The organism is Pantoea sp. 1.19, assembly GCF_001922585.1.
GTDB lineage: Bacteria > Pseudomonadota > Gammaproteobacteria > Enterobacterales > Enterobacteriaceae > 1-19.
In genome coordinates this window covers 39,123-58,554 of the sequence record NZ_MRBS01000004.1, presented here as the reverse complement: position 1 = coordinate 58,554, position 19,432 = coordinate 39,123, and the positions used below count along the sequence as shown (strand labels likewise).

Annotated in this window: 15 protein-coding genes; 9 read left to right on the top strand and 6 right to left on the bottom strand. The window is 63.9% G+C overall.

All coding sequences use genetic code 11. The features are described from left to right. Window positions 1-61 precede the first annotated feature (61 nt). Together sfsA and thpR are read right to left on the bottom strand one after the other, a co-directional pair. The gene (gene sfsA, locus BS626_RS09465) at window positions 62-766 is read right to left on the bottom strand and encodes a DNA/RNA nuclease SfsA (RefSeq protein WP_075182153.1); all 705 of its coding nucleotides are present in this window, start codon (window positions 764-766) and stop codon (window positions 62-64) included. After that, window positions 756-1,304, bottom strand: coding sequence for an RNA 2',3'-cyclic phosphodiesterase (thpR, locus tag BS626_RS09460; RefSeq protein ID WP_075182152.1), 549 nt, complete (start codon window positions 1,302-1,304; stop codon window positions 756-758). Before thpR ends, sfsA begins: the two co-directional genes overlap by 11 nt. Window positions 1,305-1,374: 70 nt before the next feature. Between thpR and hrpB the strand changes: the two genes are divergently transcribed. The 6 genes from hrpB (at window position 1,375) to fhuB (ending at window position 12,567) form a co-directional block, all read left to right on the top strand. Then, a complete protein-coding gene (hrpB, locus tag BS626_RS09455) occupies window positions 1,375-3,819 on the top strand; it encodes an ATP-dependent helicase HrpB (protein ID WP_075182151.1) in 2,445 nt (814 codons plus the stop codon). Between the two features lie 123 nt (window positions 3,820-3,942). Next, window positions 3,943-6,447, top strand: coding sequence for a bifunctional glycosyl transferase/transpeptidase (gene mrcB / locus BS626_RS09450; RefSeq protein ID WP_075182150.1), 2,505 nt, complete (start codon window positions 3,943-3,945; stop codon window positions 6,445-6,447). 268 nt (window positions 6,448-6,715) lie between these two features. After that, window positions 6,716-8,851, top strand: coding sequence for a ferrichrome porin FhuA (fhuA, locus tag BS626_RS09445; protein WP_240494289.1), 2,136 nt, complete (start codon window positions 6,716-6,718; stop codon window positions 8,849-8,851). A 51-nt stretch (window positions 8,852-8,902) separates the two neighbouring features. After that, complete coding sequence (gene fhuC, locus BS626_RS09440) at window positions 8,903-9,700, top strand: Fe3+-hydroxamate ABC transporter ATP-binding protein FhuC (RefSeq protein WP_075182148.1); 798 nt, start codon at window positions 8,903-8,905, stop codon at window positions 9,698-9,700. 9 nt (window positions 9,701-9,709) lie between these two features. Next, window positions 9,710-10,591: a Fe(3+)-hydroxamate ABC transporter substrate-binding protein FhuD gene (gene fhuD, locus BS626_RS09435; protein ID WP_075182147.1), complete on the top strand. Its 882-nt coding sequence runs from the start codon at window positions 9,710-9,712 to the stop codon at window positions 10,589-10,591. After that, window positions 10,588-12,567 carry a Fe(3+)-hydroxamate ABC transporter permease FhuB gene (fhuB, locus tag BS626_RS09430; RefSeq protein ID WP_075182146.1) on the top strand — a complete coding sequence of 660 codons (1,980 nt, stop codon included), beginning with the start codon at window positions 10,588-10,590 and terminating at the stop codon, window positions 12,565-12,567. The genes fhuD and fhuB overlap by 4 nt, the downstream gene beginning before the upstream one ends. Window positions 12,568-12,598: 31 nt before the next feature. On the opposite strand, the gene hemL is transcribed toward fhuB, so the two are convergent. After that, a complete protein-coding gene (hemL, locus tag BS626_RS09425) occupies window positions 12,599-13,882 on the bottom strand; it encodes a glutamate-1-semialdehyde 2,1-aminomutase (protein WP_075182145.1) in 1,284 nt (427 codons plus the stop codon). 147 nt (window positions 13,883-14,029) lie between these two features. Between hemL and clcA the strand changes: the two genes are divergently transcribed. Further along, the gene (gene clcA, locus BS626_RS09420; RefSeq protein WP_075182381.1) at window positions 14,030-15,463 is read left to right on the top strand and encodes a H(+)/Cl(-) exchange transporter ClcA; all 1,434 of its coding nucleotides are present in this window, start codon (window positions 14,030-14,032) and stop codon (window positions 15,461-15,463) included. A gap of 50 nt (window positions 15,464-15,513) precedes the next feature. Further along, complete coding sequence (gene erpA / locus BS626_RS09415) at window positions 15,514-15,858, top strand: iron-sulfur cluster insertion protein ErpA (RefSeq protein WP_075182144.1); 345 nt, start codon at window positions 15,514-15,516, stop codon at window positions 15,856-15,858. A 77-nt stretch (window positions 15,859-15,935) separates the two neighbouring features. Here the strand turns inward: erpA and BS626_RS09410 are convergent, their stop codons facing one another. The 3 genes from BS626_RS09410 to mtnN form a co-directional block, all read right to left on the bottom strand. Then, a complete protein-coding gene (locus BS626_RS09410) occupies window positions 15,936-16,187 on the bottom strand; it encodes a hypothetical protein (RefSeq protein ID WP_075182143.1) in 252 nt (83 codons plus the stop codon). A gap of 89 nt (window positions 16,188-16,276) precedes the next feature. Then, a complete protein-coding gene (gene btuF, locus BS626_RS09405; RefSeq protein WP_240494288.1) occupies window positions 16,277-17,071 on the bottom strand; it encodes a vitamin B12 ABC transporter substrate-binding protein BtuF in 795 nt (264 codons plus the stop codon). Beyond that, window positions 17,064-17,759: a 5'-methylthioadenosine/S-adenosylhomocysteine nucleosidase gene (gene mtnN / locus BS626_RS09400; RefSeq protein ID WP_075182142.1), complete on the bottom strand. Its 696-nt coding sequence runs from the start codon at window positions 17,757-17,759 to the stop codon at window positions 17,064-17,066. Before mtnN ends, btuF begins: the two co-directional genes overlap by 8 nt. Window positions 17,760-17,876: 117 nt before the next feature. On the opposite strand from mtnN, the gene dgt reads away from it, so the two are divergent. Next, on the top strand, window positions 17,877-19,349 hold the full coding sequence (gene dgt, locus BS626_RS09395; protein ID WP_075182141.1) for a dGTPase: 1,473 nt from the start codon (window positions 17,877-17,879) through the stop codon (window positions 19,347-19,349). Window positions 19,350-19,432: the final 83 nt, after the last annotated feature.

Genomic DNA, 19,432 nt, shown 5'->3' with positions numbered 1-19,432 from the left:
TGAGAGAACGCGTATTAACGCGGCGCTCAGCGCGGCTTATAACAGCAAATCGCGATGATGATTACAACACCAGCGCGATCGGTTCGCATAAATTCATACCTGCCGGCGACAAGGTGGCGCGGTAAGCCAGTAACTCCACGCCGCTGCGTTGTGCCTGAACCAGTAACTCTGCGTAGGCCGCATCAATATGCCGGGCCGGGGAAACGTCCTCAATGCCCGTGTGCATCACGACAAATAACAACACTGCACGGTGCCCGTCACGGACGACGCTCATCAGCTCGCGCAGGTGCTTTTGTCCGCGGGTCGTGACCGCATCGGGAAAGTAGCCTTTGCCCTGATGTAACAGCGTCACCGATTTCACTTCAATATAGCAGTTAGCGCGATTTTCTTCCTGAAGCTGGAAATCAATTCGACTGCTTTCCGTACCGTATTTTACTTCAGCGCGGCAGTGACGATAACCTGCCAGTTCGGGCAGGCTGCCGGCCAGCAGCGCTTCTTTTACCAGCGCGTTGGCGCGCAGCGTATTCACACAGATGAAATGACCCGCGGCGGTTTCCGTCAACTCCCAACTTTGGGGGTACTTTCTGCCGGCGCCGGTGGCAGTGGAATACCAGACGGTATCGCCGGGAGTGGCGCAGCCGGTCATCGCGCCGGTATTGGCGCAGTGCAGGGTCAGCGTCTTGCCGTCGGCGGTCACCACATCCGCCAGAAAACGTTTGTAGCGGGCAATCAGCCGCGCAGGCTGCAGGGGGGGATCAAAGCGCATGGGTATCCTCGTCGGTGAGCGGCCAGTGGGCAATCGGGCGGTAGCGAACCCCGCCGCGGCTTGATTCGCTGGCGAACAGGCTAAACTGGCTCACCGGAAAGGACCAGTGAAAGGTGCGCGGTGGCAGAGCGACCGGGCGGGTGGCGCCGCGCAGCAGCGTGACGTGCGGGTGAAACGGCAGCGGGCTCTGATAACAGCCGCCGCGTGCCGCCTGCGAGCGCAGCAGCGTCGCCAGCTGGTGCAGACCGCGCGGGGCGCGGTGCGGTCCGATCCACACCGCGCCGGAGGCGGGCCAGTGGCCGGCGTCATCCAGCGCCAGGCGAAAGGGGCGCTGGCGAATGCGCCCGGCCTGCGCGCTTAGCCGCGCCTGCTGGCCGGGGGTGACATCGCCGAGAAAAGCCAGCGTCAGGTGCAGATTCGCGGCCGCCACCGGGCGACCGGTTTCGGCCGGGAAGGCGGTGGACCGCCAGGCGATCAGCGCCCGCTGAACGGACGTTGGCAGGGCGATGCCAAAAAACAGGCGCGTCGGTTGTGTCATTGCATCCTCCGGGTGAGCGGGCAAATGCTACAATGCCGCTCATCAGAAAACCAGGACTCAGGAATCCCGCGTGGAACAACTTCCCGTTAGTGCCGTCCTGCCCGACCTGCTCGCGGCGCTGCGCACATCCCCCCAGGTGCTGCTGGTTGCCCCAACCGGCGCGGGCAAATCAACGTGGCTCCCGCTGCAACTGCTGCAGCAGGCCGGCCTGCCCGGTCGTATTATCCTGCTGGAACCGCGGCGGCTGGCGGCGCGCAATGTCGCCCAGCGGCTGGCGGAACAGCTCGGCGAGTCGCCCGGCGAGACGGTCGGCTACCGCATGCGCGCGGAGAGCTGCGTCAGTGCCCGCACCCGGCTGGAGGTGGTGACCGAAGGGATCCTCACCCGTCAGCTGCAGCAGGATCCGCTACTGGAGGGCGTTTCCCTGGTGATCCTCGACGAGTTTCACGAGCGCAGCTTACAGGCGGATTTGGCGCTGGCGCTGCTGCGCGACGTGCAGGGGAGCGTGCGCGACGATCTGCGACTGCTGCTGATGTCGGCGACGCTGGACAATAGCCGTCTGCGCGAGGCGCTGCCTGACGCACCGCTCATCGTCTCTGAGGGGCGCAGCTATCCGGTGGAGCGCCGCTATCAGGCGCTGCCGGGCCACCTGCGCGCGGATGAGGCGGTAGCGAAAGCGGTGTTGGGACTGCTGCGCGAGGCGTCCGGATCGCTGCTGCTGTTTTTACCCGGCGTGGGTGAGATCCAGCGGGTGCAGAGCCTGCTGGCTGGCAACGTGGCGGAGGATACCGATCTGGCGCCGCTGTACGGCGCCCTGCCGCTGGCGGCGCAGCAGAAAGCGATTCTGCCGGCCCCGCCGGGACGGCGCAAAGTGGTGCTGGCCACCAATATTGCTGAGACCAGCCTGACCATCGAGGGCATTCGCCTGGTAGTGGATAGTGCGCTGGAGCGGGCGGCACTGTTTGAGAGCAAAAGCGGCCTGACCCGGCTGGTGACCCAGCGGATCAGTCAGGCATCGATGACCCAGCGCGCCGGCCGCGCCGGCCGTCTGGCCCCGGGCCTCTGTCTCCACCTGTTGGGCAAGGAGCAGGCCGAACGCGCCCCGGCTCACGCAGAGCCGGAGATCCTGCAAAGCGATCTCAGCGGCCTGCGGCTGGAGCTGCTGCAGTGGGGCTGCCAGCAAGTGGAGACGTTAAACTGGCTGGATACGCCGCCGGCCGGCGCCCTGCAGGCGGCCGATCGGCTACTGCAGCAGCTGGGCGCACTCGCGGCCGATGGGCAACTGAGCGCGCGCGGGCGACGGATGGCGGCGTTGGGCAGCGATCCGCGCCTTAGCGCGATGCTGGTGGCCGCGGGTGACAAGCCCGATGCGGTAGCCACCGCCGCGCTGCTGGCGGCGATCGTCGAAGAGCCGCCGCGCGGCGGCAGCGGCGATCTGCGCGAAGCCTTCTGGCGACCGCAGCATCACTGGCAGCAGCGGGCGCGCCAGCTTCAGCAGCGCCTGGGGATCCGCGGCGGATCGCCCGACGTGGCGCTGGCAGCGGCGCTGCTGGCGCAGGCCTGGCCTGACCGGCTGGCGCGACGGCGCGGTGCGCAGGGACGCTATCAGCTGGCCAACGGCGTCGGCGCGATGCTGGCGGAAGACGATGCGCTTACCCGCTATGAATGGCTGCTGGTGCCGCTGCTGTTGCAGGGGCAAGCCCAGGCCGATGCGCGGATCATACAGGCGCTGCCGGTGGTGCTGGACGCCCTGCTGGCCGCGCTGCCGGAACTGGTGCAAACCCGTACCGAAGTGGAGTGGGACGAGGCGCGCGGCACGCTGCGTGCGCTGCGGCGCGAACAGATTGGTCAGCTGGTACTGCGCGAGCAGCCGCTGGCGCGTCCCGACGCGGCAGTGCTGCAGCAGGCGATGCTGCGCTGGATCGCGCGCAAAGGGCTGGCGGTGCTGAACTGGACGCCCGCTGCCAGCCAGCTGCGTCTGCGGCTGCGCTGTGCCGCACGCTGGCTGCCGGAGGAGGCGTGGCCGGCGGTGGACGATGAGGCCTTGCTGGCATCGCTGGATCGCTGGCTGTTGCCGCAGCTGGCGGGCGTACAGGACGTGCGCCAGCTGCAGCAAATCGACCTCAGCCAGGCGCTCTTACAATTACTCACATGGTCCCAGCGTCAACGGCTGGATAGTGCGCTACCAACTCATTACACTGTGCCGACCGGCAGCCGGCTGGCGCTGCGCTATGACCCCGATAATCCGCCGGCGCTGGCGGTGCGCGTGCAGGAGATGTACGGCGAGGCCGATACGCCGCGGGTGGCGGAAGGACGGGTGCCGGTGGTGCTGGAGCTGCTGTCGCCGGCGCAGCGGCCGCTGCAGGTGACCAGCGATCTGGCCGGATTCTGGCGCGGTGCGTGGTCGGAGGTGCAAAAAGAGATGAAGGGGCGCTACCCTAAACACCTCTGGCCGGACGATCCGGCCACCACGCTGCCGACCCGCCGCAGCAAAAAATTTACCCCTTCCGCCTGAGCGGCGAAGGGCTTTCGGCCGGATGAGCGGCAGCGTCTTTCAGACGGTTCCTCTTTCATCCCGCTGGCCACAAGCACAGAGTAATCGGCCCCGCCGATGGCTCCCCCCTGGAGAAGCATAACGATGTCTGGGAACGATCGTGAACCGATTGGGCGTAAGGGCAAAACGCCTGCCCCACCGCGTAAGCGCGGACGCCGCAGGGAAGACGAGTATGACGAGGAGTATCAGGATGACTATGACGATGAGGAGGAGGTAGCGATGCCCCGTAAAGGTAAAAAGGGCGCACCGCCGCGCAAAAAGCGCCGCTGGCTGGGGCTGATTATTAAGCTGCTGCTGATCGTTATCGTGCTGATGGCGGCGTACGGCGTTTATCTTGATTCGCAGATTCGCAGCCGCATCGACGGCAAAGTGTGGCAGCTGCCCGCGGCGGTGTATGGGCGGATGGTCAACCTCGAACCCGGCATGGCCTATGACAAGGCCGAAATGATTAAGCTGCTTGAAGGCACACAGTATCGCCAGGTCACGCGCATGACGCGCCCGGGTGAGTTTACCGTTCAGGGCAACAGCATTGAGCTTATCCGCCGACCGTTCGACTTCCCGGACAGTAAAGAGGGACAGATCCGCGCGCGGCTGAGCTTTAGCGGTAACCGGCTGACGGCAATCCGCAACCTCGACAGCGGCCGTGACTTTGGCTTCTTCCGCCTTGACCCGCGGCTGATCACCATGCTGCAGTCGCCTAACGGCGAGCAGCGGCTGTTTGTGCCCCGCGCCGGCTTCCCGGATTTACTGGTGGACACGCTGATTGCCACTGAGGACCGCCATTTCTATCAGCATGACGGGATCAGCCTGTATTCGATTGGCCGCGCGTTTCTGGCCAACATCACCGCCGGGCGGGCGGTGCAGGGTGGCAGTACCCTGACGCAGCAGCTGGTGAAAAACCTGTTCCTGACCAATGAGCGTTCGCTGTGGCGTAAAGCCAACGAGGCCTACATGGCGCTGATCATGGATGCGCGCTACGGCAAAGACCGCATCCTTGAGCTGTACCTGAATGAGGTGTATCTCGGTCAGGCGGGTAACGATCAGATCCGCGGCTTTCCGCTGGCCAGCCTCTACTATTTTGGCCGCCCGGTGGATGAGCTGAGCCTCGATCAGCAGGCACTGCTGGTGGGCATGGTGAAAGGCGCCTCGCTGTATAACCCGTGGCGCAATCCGAAGCTGGCGCTGGAGCGGCGTAATCTGGTGCTGCGCCTGCTGCAGCAGCAGAAGGTAATTGACCAGGAGCTGTATGACATGCTGTCAGCACGCCCGCTGGGCGTGCAGCCGAAGGGAGGCGTGATCACCCCGCAGCCGGCGTTCATGCAGATGGTGCGCAATGAGCTGCAGGGCAAACTGGGCGACAAAGTGAAAGATCTCTCCGGCGTGAAGATCTTTACTACCCTCGATCCGATTTCGCAGGACGCCGCGGAAAAAGCGGTGGAAGAGGGCGTGCCGGCGCTGCGTAAGGCGCGCGGTGTTAACGATCTCGAGAGTGCAATGGTTATCGTCGATCGCTTTAGTGGTGAAGTGCGGGCGATGGTTGGCGGCGCCGATCCGCAGTTCGCCGGCTACAACCGCGCGCTGCAGGCCCGACGCTCGATCGGATCGCTGGCCAAACCGGCCACCTACCTGACCGCGCTCAGCCAGCCGGATACTTACCGGCTGAACAGCTGGATCGCCGATGAGCCGATCGCGCTGAAACAGCCTAACGGTCAGGTCTGGCGTCCGCAGAACGATGACCGCCGCTTCAGCGGTAAAGTGATGCTGGTGGATGCGCTGACCAACTCCATGAACGTGCCAACGGTGAACCTTGGGATGACGCTCGGTCTGCCGCAGGTGGTGGAGACCTGGGTAAAACTGGGTCTGCCGAAAGATCAGCTGCATCCGGTGCCGGCAATGCTGCTCGGAGCGTTGAACCTGACGCCGATTGAAGTGGCGCAGGCGTTCCAGACCATCGCCAGCGGCGGTAACCGCGCGACGCTGTCGGCGCTGCGTTCGGTGATTGCCGAAGACGGAACGGTGCTGTATCAGAGCTTCCCGCAGGCGGAGCGGGCGGTGCCGGCGCAGGCCGCGTATCTGACGCTGTACACCATGCAGCAGGTGGCCGAGCGCGGCACCGCGCGCGCGCTGGGGGCGAAATACCCAAGCATTCACCTTGCTGGCAAGACCGGGACCACCAATAACCTGGTCGACAGCTGGTTCGCCGGCATTGACGGCAAAGAGGTGGCGATCACCTGGATGGGGCGCGATAACAACCAGCCGAGCAAGCTGTACGGCTCAAGCGGCGCGATGCAGCTGTACAGCCGCTACCTGGCTAATCAGTCGCCGCTGCCGCTGAACCTGACGCCGCCGGAGGATATTGCGCCGATGAACGTTGACTCCGCCGGTAACTTTGTCTGCGACGGCGCCAGCAGCACCTGGCGTACGCTGCCGGTGTGGACCACCGATGCCAGCGCGCTCTGCCAACAGCAGCAACAGCAGCTGATGCAACAGCAACAGCAACAGCAACAGCAACAGCAGCCCGCCGCGGCGGGCGGACAACAGGAGAGCGATGGCGTTGCCGGCTGGATCAAGGACATGTTCGGCAAATAATCGCCCATCAGGCCGGTCATCAGACCGGCCTTTTTTCTCGACAGTGCCGGGACGATAGCCCCCCACAGACAGCACATCCGGTTGCATCCGCGCTTGCGCGCCGCATAATACTTGCGGAGCAGACCGGGCTTCGCATATTATCTGAGCCGCATAATAATAATTCTCGTTTACGTTCGTTAATCCTTATTATTTACATTCATCAGAGATTGCTACCATGCCGAACGCGCGCGCGTTTTTTCCGCTGTCTACCACCAGAAAACCCCTGGCGATGTTGATCGCCCTGACGCTGGCCGCACCGGTCACCGGCTGGGCAGAAGAGACCCTGACCGTGTCCGGCGACGGCGCTGCCGCCGTGCAGGAGAGCGCGTGGGGGCCGGCGCCAACCATCGCCGCGAAGCGATCCGCTACCGCGACCAAAACCGATACCGCCATTGAAAAAAATCCGCAGTCGGTGTCGGTAGTCACCCGCGAAGAGATGGCCACCCGGGCGGTGAGCAGCGTGAAAGAAGCGTTTAGCTACTCGCCGGGGGTCTTCAGCAACCGCGGCAGCTCATCGGTCTTCGATGCGTTATCCATTCGCGGCTTCAGCGAGACCAATACCAATCAGTACCTTGACGGACTGAAGCTGCAGGGCAATAACTTCTCCGAGTTTGCCATTGACCCCTGGTTCCTCGAGCGCGCCGAGCTGCTGCGCGGCCCGGCGTCGGTGCTGTACGGCAAAAGCAACCCGGGCGGCGTGGTGGCGATGATCAGCAAGCGCCCGACTTTTGCCACCCAGCGCGAGGTGCAGTTCCAGATGGGCAGCGATAACCTGTTTGCGACCGGCTTTGACTTCGGCGGCTCGCTGGACGATAACGGCGTCTACAGCTATCGCCTGACCGGTCTGGCGAAAGACCAGGACGCCCAGCAGGCGATGAACAAAGAGAAGCGCTATGCAATTGCGCCATCGTTTAGCTGGCGCCCGGATGAGAACACCAGCGTCACGCTGCTGAGCTATTTCCAGAATGAGCCGCAGACCGGCTATTATGGCTGGCTGCCGCGCGAGGGCACCGTGGTGCCGATCGTCGACGCCAGCGGGCAGCAGCACAAGCTGCCGACAGACTTTGACGAGGGCGATAAAGGCAACAAAATTGCCCGCACCACCAAGCTTATCGGCTACAGCGCCGAGCATACGTTTAACGACACCTGGACCGTGCGCCAGAACCTGCGCTACGCCGATCTGCGCACCGACTACCACAGCATCTACGGCAGCGGCTATGACGCCACGAATAACCGCATTCTGCGCAGCTATGCGGACTCGCAGGAGACGCTGAATCAGTTTGCGGTGGATACTCAGGCGCAGGCGATGTTTGCCACCGGACCGCTGGATCACACGCTGCTGATGGGGGTGGACTACCAGCGCACCCGCAATGATATCGACGCCGTCTTTGGCAGTGCGGCGCCGCTCAGCGCACTGAATCCGCAGTATGGCAACAATCAGATGGTTGGGGCCGGCTTCCCTTATCGCTACCTGAACCGTGAAGAGCAGACCGGTCTCTACGCCCAGGATCAGCTGGCGTGGGATCGCTGGGTGCTGACCCTCGGCGGCCGCTACGATTATCTGATGACCTCGGCGCTGAACCGGGACAGCGCGGTACGCTCGACCCAGCACGATCAGGCATTTACCTGGCGCGGCGGGCTGAACTACGTGTTCGATAACGGCGTGGCGCCCTATTTCAGCTACAGCGAGGCGTTTATTCCCAATAGCGGTACCAGCGCCAGCGGTACGCCCTTTGATCCCTCGCGGGCGAAGCAGTATGAGGCCGGAGTAAAATATGTGCCGAAAGATCGCCCGCTGGTGCTCACCGCGGCGCTGTATCAGCTGACCAAAACCAAAAACCTGACGGCAAACCCCGATCCCACGCTCGCGACGTTTAGCGTACAGAACGGGGAAATCCGCGCCCGCGGCGTTGAGCTGGAAGCGAAGGCAGCGCTGACCGATCACGTCAACCTCACCGCGGCGTACGCCTATACCGACGCTGAATACACCAAAGATACCCTGCTGCAGGGCAAAACGCCGGTGCAGGTGCCGAAGCACACTGCCTCGCTGTGGAGTGACTACACCTTCCATGAGACGGCCTTGTCCGGCCTGACGCTGGGGGCCGGCGTGCGCTATGTTGGTCAGAGCCAGGGGCTCTATAGCGGCGGTGATAAGGTGAACCAAAACTTTGCCGTGGCGCCGTACACCCTGGTGGATGCCGGCGTGAAGTATGATTTAGCACGCTTTGGCCTGCCGGGATCCAGCGTGGGGATCAACGTCAAGAATCTGTTTGACCGCGATTATGTCTCCAGCTGCTACCGTGATTATGCCTGCTATTGGGGCGCCGAGCGTCAGGTCATTGGGACCGCGAGCTTCCGTTTCTGATTCTGAACATCCCGCGCCGGGCGCTGATGCGCCCGCCGCTAAATGAGTGTTATGTCGTTATCCAACCCGCAATCTGCAGCCACTTTCACCCTGCGCCAGGCCAGCTTTGGCGTGCCGGGACGTACCTTGCTTCAGCCGCTGTCGCTGACCTTTCCCGCCGGTCAGGTGTGCGGTCTGATCGGTCACAACGGATCCGGCAAATCGACCCTGCTGAAAATGCTCGGCCGCCATCATGCGGCCAGCAGCGGCGAGGTGCTGCTTAACCAGCGCCCGATCGGCGACTGGAAAAACGGCGCCTGGGCGCGGGAAGTGGCCTATCTGCCGCAGCAGCTGCCGCCGGCCGAGGGCATGACGGTGCGCGAGCTGGTGGCGATGGGGCGCTATCCGTGGCACGGTGCGCTGGGGCGCTTTGGCGCGGACGATCGCCAGCGGGTAGAGGAGGCGATCGCACTGGTTGGCCTGAAGCCTTTTGCCGGCCGGCTGGTGGACAGCCTGTCGGGGGGCGAACGGCAGCGGGCGTGGATCGCGATGCTGGTGGCGCAAAATAGCCGCTGCCTGCTGCTCGACGAGCCGACGTCGGCGCTGGACATTGCCCATCAGGTCGAAGTACTGGCGCTGATTCGCACGCTGAGTCACCAGCGCGGGCTGACGGTGATTGCGGTGCTGCACGACATCAATATGGCGGCGCGCTACTGTGATTACCTGCTGGCGCTGCGCGGCGGCGAGCAGGTCGCCGCCGGGACGCCGCAGGCGATCATGCAGCCGGCGGTGCTGGAGCAGATTTACGGCATTCCGATGGGGATCCTGCCGCACCCCGGCGGCGGGGCGCCGGTCAGTTTTGTCTGGTAAGGAGAGGCCATGAATGCGTTATCTCGCCGCCGGCTGCTAACGGCAATGGCGCTGTCGCCGCTGCTGCTCTCCGCGCCGCTGCGCGCGGCCGCGCCGCCGGATCCGACCCGCGTGGTGGCGCTGGAGTGGCTACCGGCCGAACTGCTGCTGGCGCTCGGCGTCACGCCGATGGGCGTGGCGGATATTCCGACCTGGCGACAGTGGGTGCAGGAACCGGCGCTGCCGGCGACAGTGATGGACGTCGGGCTGCGCACCGAGCCGAACATGGAGCTGTTAACCCAAATGCACCCCTCGCTGCTGCTTTACTCCCGCGGCTACGGCCCGTCGCCGCAGGCGCTGGCGCGCATCGCGCCCGGGATGGCGTTTGATTTTAACGACGGCAGCGGTCAGCCGCTGGCGGTGGCGCGGCGTTCGCTACTGGCGCTGGGTGAGCGTCTCGGTATGGCGGATCGGGCCGAGGCCCACCTTGCCGATGTTGATCGCACCCTGGCAGCGACGCGTCAGCGGCTCGCCCGCTTCGCCGATCGCCCGCTGTTGCTGATGACGCTGATGGATACCCGCCACGCGCTGGTGCTCGGCGAGAACAGCCTGTTTGCCCAGGTGCTGCAGGCGCTGGGGCTGCAAAATGCCTGGCGGGGCGACACCAACTTCTGGGGCAGCGCGCAGGTGGGGATCGAACAGCTGGCCGGCGTCCGCACGGCGCGCGCAATCTGCTTTGATCACGATAACGCCGCGGTGCTGCAACAACTGGCGCAAAGTCCGCTCTGGCAGTCGCTGCCGTTTATTCGTCAGCGCCAGTTTGTCAGCGCGCCGGGGGTGTGGCTGTATGGCGCGACCCTGTCAGCGCTGCGCTTTTGTCGCGTGCTGGAACACGCACTGGAGGCGTCATGAAGGTCGCTACCCTGCGCCTTGCCGGCGGTTGGCTACTGCCGATGCTGGCCGCGGCGCTGCTTTCCCTGGTTAACCTGCGCGCCGCGCTGCCGGTGGCGGAGTGGTGGCCGGCGGTCGTGGCCCCTGACGGTCAGCAGATTGCTGAGATGGTGTTTCACTACAGCCTGCTGCCGCGCCTGACGCTGTCGCTGCTGGTCGGGGCCGGATTGGGGCTGGCCGGCCTGCTGTTTCAGCAGGTGTTGCGTAATCCGCTGGCGGAGCCGGCCACGCTTGGCGTGGCCAGCGGTGCCCAGCTGGGGATGACCGCGGCGGCGCTGTGGGCGCTGCCCGGGGGAGCCGCCAGCGCGCCGCTGGCGGCGATGGCCGGCGCGCTGCTGGTAGGCGCCTGCGTCTTCGGTATTGCCTGGGGGCGCCGGTTGTCGCCGGTTACCCTGATCCTCGCCGGGCTGGTGCTGAGCCTCTACTGCAGCGCGGTGAACCAGATTCTGGCGCTGTTTCATCATGATCAGCTGCAGTCGCTGTTTTTGTGGAGCACCGGATCGCTGAATCAAATTGACTGGCAAAACGTCCGCCTGCTGGCACCGCGTCTGGCACTGGCCGGGCTGGTGGCGCTGGCGCTGCTGCGGCCGCTGACCCTGATGGGGCTGGATGATGGCGTAGCGAAAAATCTCGGTCTGTCGCTGAGCCTGATGCGGCTGCTGACGCTGCTGCTGGCGATTGCGCTGAGCGCGCAGCTGGTCAGCGCGGTCGGCATCATCGGCTTTATTGGCCTGTTTGCGCCGCTGATGACCCGGATGCTGGGCGCCCGCCGGCTGCCGGCGCGGCTGCTGCTGACCCCACTGTTTGGCGCGACGCTGCTGTGGCTGGCCGATCAGGTGGTGTGGTGGCTGGCAGCGCGCGGTATCACCCTGTCGACCGGCACGCTGACCGCGCTGATCGGCGCGCCGCTGCTGCTGGGCCTGCTGCCGCGTCTGCGCACCGGTTCGGTGCCGCCGGCGCTGGCGGCGGGCGATCGCGTGCCGGTGGAGCGCCGGCGGCCGCTGCTGTGGCTGACGCTTGGCGCGCTGACGCTGACGGCGGCAATCGCCGTAGCACTCACCTTCGGGCGCGGCCCGACGGGCTGGGTATGGGCCAGCGGTGAGCTGTGGCAGCAGCTGCTGCCGTGGCGTGCGCCGCGGGTGATGGCCGCGCTGGCCGCCGGCGTTATGCTGGCGCTGGCCGGCTGCCTGATTCAGCGATTAACCGCAAACCCAATGGCCAGCCCGGAAGTGCTGGGGATCAGCAGCGGCGCGGCGTTTGGCGTGGTGGTACTGATGCTGCTCCTGCCCGGCGATGTTTCCGCCTGGCAGCTGCCGGCCGGCACCCTCGGCGGGCTGATCACCCTGCTGGTGATTGTGACCGTCGCCAGCCGCGGAGGCTTTTCGCCGCAGCGTATGCTGCTGGCCGGTACCGGTCTGACTACGGCCTTTACCGCGCTGCTGATGCTGCTGCTTGCCAGTGGCGATCCGCGGATGGCCGGGCTGCTGACCTGGCTCTCCGGCTCGACCTGGCACATGACTGACGCCGGCGCGCGCCATGCGCTGCTGTTGGCGCTGGCGGGGCTGCTGCTGGCTCCGCTGTGCCGCCGCTGGCTGACGCTGCTGCCGCTGGGTGACGTGACGGCCCGCTCGCTGGGCGTGGCGCTGACCCCAACGCGTCTGCTGCTGTTTGGGCTGGCGGCACTGCTCACCGCCGGGGCTACGCTGACGGTGGGGCCGCTGAGTTTTATCGGCCTGATGGCGCCGCATATGGCGCGGATGCTGGGCTTTCGCCGCGCGCTGCCGCAGCTGTTTATCGCGGCCTGCCTGGGCGGTGGCATCATGCTGGTGGCGGACTGGTGCGGCAGAATGCTGGCGTTTCCGGACCAGATTCCGGCCGGACTGCTGGCGACCTTTATCGGCGCGCCGTGGTTTGTGTGGCTGCTGCGGCGTGGCTAAGGGCCCTCCCCGGGGGGGAGGGCCGGCAGGATTATTTCAGTTTGGCAAAGCAGCGGCGGGCCGCGTCAACGGTCTGCTGAATATCCGCTGCGGTATGGGCCACCGACATAAAGCCAGCTTCATACGCCGACGGGGCCAGATAGACTCCCTCTTCCAGCATCAGATGGAAGAAGCGACGGAAGCGATCGATATCGCAGCGGGTCACGTCCGCATAGCAGGTGACGCTGTCGGCATCGGTAAAGAACAGGCCAAACATGCCGCCAACGTGGTTAGTCACCAGCGGAATACCTTCGGCGCTGGCCGCCGCCCGCAGGCCATCGACCAGCTGGGTGGTCAGACGGGTCAGGGTCTCGTGCACGCCCGGCTTCGCCACTTCGCTCAGGCAGGCGAAGCCCGCCGCCATCGCGACCGGATTACCGGAAAGCGTACCGGCCTGATAGACCGGACCGGTGGGCGCCAGCGCGTTCATCACTTCCCGACGGCCGCCAAAAGCGCCTACCGGCATCCCGCCGCCGATGATTTTACCGAGGCAGGTCAGGTCCGGCACTACGCCGTAGTGGGCCTGGGCACCGGCCAGCGCCACGCGAAAACCGGTCATGACTTCGTCGATGATCAGCAGTGCGCCGAACTCATCGCAGAGTGCCCGCAGGCCGGGCAGAAAGTCAGGCAGCGGCGGAATGCAGTTCATGTTGCCGGCCACCGGCTCAACGATAATGCAGGCAACGTCCTCCGGGTACTGCTCAAATGCCGCGCGCACCGTGCTGAGATCGTTGAAGGTGCAGGTCAGGGTATGGCGGGCAAAATCGGCCGGGACGCCAGGGGAGTTCGGCTGACCCAGCGTCAGTGCACCGCTGCCGGCTTTCACCAGCAGACAATCAGCATGACCGTGATAACAGCCTTCAAACTTGATAATCTTATCGCGGCCGGTAAATCCCCGCGCCAGGCGAATGGCGCTCATGGTGGCTTCGGTGCCGGAGTTGACCATGCGCACCATGTCCATGGTGGGGACCAGCTCGGTGACCAGCTGCGCCATGTTCACTTCCATCTCGGTCGGCGCGCCGAAGCTGAGGCCACGGGTGGCGGCTTCAATCACCGCATCGCGGATTGCCGGGTGGTTATGGCCCAGCACCATGGGTCCCCAGGAACCGACGTAATCGATATAAGCTTTGCCATCCGCGTCGTACAGACAGGCTCCTTCAGCGCGTTCGATAAACAGCGGTACGCCGCCGACGCCGGTAAAGGCGCGCACGGGCGAGTTGACGCCACCTGGGATCAACTGCTGCGCCCGGGCATACAGGTTTTCTGACTTACTCATGGAGACTCCTGACGGTTAATATATGACGCCATTATTGTAAGGGAAGTGGCGCGCCGGGGAAACGGGCGCAGGGAATGATGCGCGGTTAAGGCATCCTGCGACAAACCGCGTATGATAGTTAATACGCTTACTAATTTGATTATACCGATGAACACTACTGAGACGTTTCCTCCCGTCAGCCGCGGCGCGATACTGCGGCAACGGATTCATCGCGACAAAACGCCGCTGATCATTTTGCTGATGGCGGCGGTCGTCGGAACGCTGGCGGGCCTCGTTGGCGTTCTGTTTGATAAAGCCGTGCAGGCGGTGGGGCAGGCTCGGCTGAACACGCTGAGCGACCTGACGCAGCACGACTGGCTGCTCTGGCCGGCGGCCTTTGTCCTGTCGGCGCTGCTGGCGATGCTCGGTTATTATCTGGTGCGACGCTTCGCGCCCGAAGCGGGGGGATCCGGGATTCCCGAGATCGAGGGGGCGCTGGAGGAGCTGCGTCCGGTGCGCTGGTGGCGGGTGATCCCGGTGAAATTTTTTGGCGGGCTGGGCACACTCGGGGCCGGCATGGTACTGGGACGCGAGGGGCCGACCGTGCAGCTTGGCGGCAATCTGGGGCGGATGGTGCTGGATATCTGTCGGCTGCGCAGCGGTGAAGCTCGCCACTCGCTGCTGGCGACCGGTGCGGCGGCCGGACTCTCTGCGGCTTTCAATGCGCCGCTGGCCGGCATCCTGTTTATCATCGAAGAGATGCGGCCGCAGTTTCGTTACAATTTGATCTCAATAAAAGCCGTGTTTATCGGGGTGATCATGTCCAGCGTGGTCTGGCGCCTGTTTAATGGCGAGCAGGCGGTGATCACCATGGGACAGTTCACCACCGCGCCGGTTAACACGCTGTGGTTGTATCTGCTGCTGGGGATGATTTTTGGTTTGGTGGGCGTGTTGTTTAACCAGCTAATTTTTCGGACCCAAGACTGGTTTGCCCGTCACCATGGCGATCGGTTATCGCGGGTGATGCTGACGGCGGCGCTGCTCGGCGGGATATGCGGGGTGCTGGCGGTTGTTAAACCGGCACTGGTCGGCGGCGGTTACGCGCTGATCCCGCTGGCTGCCGAAGGCCACTACGGTATCAGCGCGCTGCTGCTGATTTTTCTGCTGCGGATGGTGATGACCATTTTATGTTTTGGCTCCGGCGCGCCGGGGGGCATTTTTGCTCCAATGCTGGCGCTGGGTACCCTGCTCGGGACCGCTTATGGCACGCTCTGTGCGGCCTGGTTCCCGCAGTATGAGCTGCAGACCGCCACTTTTGCGATCGCCGGTATGGGGGCGCTGTTTGCCGCCTCGGTGCGCGCACCGCTGACCGGCATTGTGCTGGTGCTGGAGATGACCGATAACTATCAGCTGATTCTGGCGATGATCATTACGTGCCTCGGAGCGACCCTGATGGCGCAGTTTCTTGGCGGAAAGCCGCTCTATTCGGCGCTGCTGGCGCGGACGCTGGCCCGGACGCAGAGTGAGCCGCTGCCGGCCGGGACCGCCGCGCAGCTTGAATGCGCTGTCGTGCCAGGTGATAATGTCAAACAGCGTGGTTGAATTTTAAGCTGCCGGGCGGTTGGTCGTCCGGCAGATGACTGGAGTATAAAATGAGTGACGATGTAGCCCTGCCTTTGCAGTTTACCGACGCGGCGGCCAGCAAGGTGAAAAACCTGATTGCCGACGAGGAGAATCCGGCGCTGAAGCTGCGCGTGTATATCACCGGCGGGGGATGTAGCGGTTTCCAGTACGGTTTTACCTTTGACGATAAGGTTAACGATGGCGACATGACCATCGAAAAATCTGGCGTCTCGCTGGTGGTCGATCCGATGAGCCTGCAATATCTGGTGGGCGGCTCCGTGGATTATACCGAAGGGCTGGAAGGATCCCGCTTTGTGGTCACCAACCCCAATGCAAAAAGCACCTGCGGGTGCGGCTCCTCATTCAGTATCTGAGGACTCCGCGGGCGCGCTCGCGCCCGCGTTCTGTTTTTTCCCTGCCTTCTGCCTTCATGCTACCGGTTCGCTGTCACTCACCACTCGACGGTTATCCAGCGCTGCGCCTGCTGCGTCAGGGGATCGACCGCCAGCGATGCCGTTATTTTGGGCGGTAAGACGCCGGGATGTGAGCACCGCACCACCGGCAGGTGCTCCGCCGAGGCGTGTAGGCCGTCAATGTGACAGCGGGCGGTGATCTCCAGCCTGGCGGTGATGCTGCCACCCAGCGTGCCGGCGCACAGGGAAGCCGTCATCATCAGCCCGCCGGCGATAATCAGCGTTCTCATGGTGTTATCCTGGTGTAAGCGGGCAGAGCCCAAAGGCGGTGGCGGGATACCGCCGGTTGTGATGATTAACGGCAGGACGGCAAGAAACTTTAGCGCGCGGCGAGCGCCTGACAGAGCGACCGCGCGGCCAGCAGCAGGCGCGGGCCGGGGCGGCTGAACCAGTCATCCGCGACGGCAATCACCCGGACGCTGAGCTGCGGCTGCCAGAAGGCGCTGACCGCCGTAGCGTGGGCGGCATCGCCGGGGATGACGATGGCCTGCGGCTGCCGCGCCAGCACCTGCTCACGGCTCACCTGCGGCCAGGGCACGCGGCTGTCGGCAAACAGATTGCGGCCGCCGCACAGCGTCAGCACTTCATTTTGCACCGTCTGACCGGCGGCGGTGAACAGCGGACGATCGCCAAACTGTAAAAAGACCGGCAGCGGCCGGTCGCGATGATATTGCCGGCGCAGGGCGGCAAAGCCGTCGCGCAGCGCCTGCGCCTGCTGATGTGCCTGCTGCGGCTGCGGACTGATTGTCGCCAGCCGGTCAAGGGCCGCGCTGATCCCGCTCAGGCTGTCGCTGTCGATCCACATGATGCGGACGCCGAGCGCCGCCAGTTGCTCCACCTGACGCTGCGGATTACCGCCGCGCCAGGCCAGCACCACGTCCGGTCGCAGAGCCAGTACCCGCTCAATGTTCACCCCCTGCCAGCTGGCGACTCGCGGCAGGGCGCGCGCGGCCGCGGGGTAATCGGCGTAGTCGCTGACCCCAACCGGCACGATCCCGGCGGCAAACGCCAGCTCGGTCAGGTGCGGGGCGAGGGTAACCACCCGCAGCGCGGCCGCCGGTGCCAGCAGTGGCAGCAGCAGCAGCAGGGCGATCGCCCACCGCAGCTTAGGCACGCAGCCCGGCCAGCAGCGCTTCTACCATCCGCGAGGACTGCGTGGCCGCCACGCTGAGGAATGCATCGAAGCTCAGGTGAGACTCGCTGTCGGCCACATCGGAGATGGCGCGGATCACCACAAAGGGCACGCCAAAGTTATGGCAGACGTGGCCAATGGCGGTGGCTTCCATCTCGACGGCGATCGCTTTGGGGAAGGCGTGCCGAATGCGGTTCAGCGGCTCAGCGCCGTTGATGAAGGCATCGCCGCTGACCACCAGCCCGCGCACCGCGTGCAGGCCGAGCTGGGCGATGCAGCGCTCGGCGGCGCCAATCAGGTTGCTGTCGGCAACAAAGGCCTCCGGGCAGCCGGCCATTTGTCCCGGCTGATAGCCAAAGGCGGTGACGTCGGCGTCGTGGTAGCGCACTTCATCGGAGACAACGATGTCGCCCACCTTCAGGCTGGCATCCAGGCCACCGGCGGAGCCGGTATTGATTATCAGATCGGGCTGGCACAGCTGCAGCAGCAGGGTGGTGCCCAGCGCCGCCGAAACTTTGCCGATGCCGGATTTTAACAGCGCCACGTCTACGCCGTTCAGGGTACCGGTATAGATTTCACAGCCCGCCAGCGTCAGCGTTTGACGATTCTCCATTTTGTCGCGCAGCAGGGTCACTTCCTGCTCCATCGCGCCAATAATACCTGCTTTCATCGGGCCTCTCCCCTATAGTGTCAGTATGTGCATTGTTGCCGGCGCCTAGTCTATCATGGCAGCCGTCCGGCGCTACTGTTGCCGCGGCGGGCGTGCGGCCAGCATCAAGGAGAAGGGATGAGCCATATCGATTTCAGCCGCAAAATTAACTATCGCCGTTGTTACCGCTCGCCGGAAGCGGTCAGGGATCCCCACGAGATTCTGCGCATTTTTGAAAGCGATCGCGGCAGGATAATTAACTCCGCGGCGATCCGTCGCCTGCAGCAAAAAACCCAGGTGTTCCCCCTTGAGCGTAACGCCGCGGTGCGATCGCGGCTGACCCACTCGCTGGAAGTCCAGCAGGTAGGGCGCTATATCGCCAAAGAGATCCTGACCCGGCTGTCTGAGATGGGGATGATCGCCCGCTACGGGCTGAGCGATCTCGGCGGCCCGTTTGAAAGCATCGTCGAGATGGCTTGCCTGATGCATGATATTGGCAATCCGCCGTTTGGCCACTTTGGCGAAGCGGCGATCAATGACTGGTTCCGGCAGCAGCTGCCGACGCTGGTGCCGATAGCGCCGGCGGCGATGACCCCCGCACAGGCCAGCCTGTGGCAAAAGATCGACTGCGATCTCAGCCACTTTGAGGGTAACGCGCAGGCGATTCGGCTGGTGCATACGCTGCTGGGCTTAAACCTGACGTGGGCGCAGGTGGGCTGTATCCTGAAATATACCCGCCCCGCCTGGGTGCCGGGGCCGCTGGCCGACAGCCACCGCTATCTGATGAAAAAGCCCGGCTATTATCTGGCGGAGGCCGACTACGTTGCCCGCCTGCGTGATGCACTGCAGCTGGCGGAATACAATCGCTTTCCGCTGACCTGGATAATGGAAGCGGCGGACGATATTTCTTATTGCGTGGCCGATCTGGAAGATGCGGTAGAGAAGCGTATTTTTAGCGTGCCGCAGCTGTATACGCATTTATGCCAGCAGTGGGGAACCTCGCTGCCCGGCGATCTGTTTGATAACGTGGTGACCAACGCGCTGGAGAAAGCCCGAAATAGTCGTTCCGCCGGGATTAATGACGATCAGTTTTTTATGTATTTACGCGTCAATACTGTGGCGCAGTTGGTGCCGCACGCCGCCGGTCGCTTTATTGATAATATCGCTGCCGTCTACGAAGGGCATTTTGACCAGGCGCTGCTGGAGGATGGCTCCAGCGCCAGTCAGCTGCTGGCTATTTTTAAAAATGTGGCGGCGCGACACGTGTTTAACCATCCGGAAGTGGAGCAGCTGGAGCTGCAGGGCTATCGGGTGATGAGCGGTCTGCTGGATATTTATCGCTGCCTGCTGGCCCTGGATCAGCCGACCTTTAGTCGCCTGGTGAGGGAGGACAGCCTGCGCAGTCATCCGATTGAAACCCGCCTGTACCATAAGCTGTCATCGTCATTTCGTACGGCCTATATGGATGCGGTCGCGCAATACGCGCGCGACGACGAGCATTTTGTCTTGTGGGAGTTCTATTATCGCTGCCGCTTAATTCAGGACTATATTAGTGGGATGACCGACCTGTTTGCCTGGGATGAATATCGTCGTTTAATGGCGGTTGAATAACCCTGTGCTAGCGGCCGGAGTTTTGTAAAGAGGGACAATAATTTTTTACTTTTCGCTAAAAAAACGCGCTGAACTTCGCGTTA